This is a genomic window from Aquabacterium sp. A08, assembly GCF_011742065.1.
The window spans coordinates 1-233 of record NZ_JAAQQT010000378.1 but is presented as its reverse complement, the minus strand read 5'-3'; the positions used below and the strand labels follow the sequence as shown (position 1 = coordinate 233).

Here is a 233-nt window from a genome sequence, read left to right as displayed (position 1 = left end):
CCGTTGGCGCAAGACCCCATGGACAGCACCCAGCGCGGCTCGGCCATCTGGTCGTAGACCTTGCGCAGCGCCGGCGCCATCTTGTTGCACAGGGTACCGGCCACGATCATCAGGTCGGACTGGCGCGGACTGGCGCGGAACACCTCGGCGCCGAAGCGGGCCAGGTCGTAACGGGCGGTGGCCGCGTGCATCATTTCCACCGCGCAACACGCGAGGCCGAACGTCATCGGCCA

Annotated in this window: 1 protein-coding gene; it reads right to left on the bottom strand. The window is 68.7% G+C overall.

Annotated features, from left to right (window positions below):
* The coding region (locus HA630_RS27085) for an NADH-quinone oxidoreductase subunit B (protein WP_166831992.1) at window positions 1–233 on the bottom strand (233 nt) is incomplete at both ends.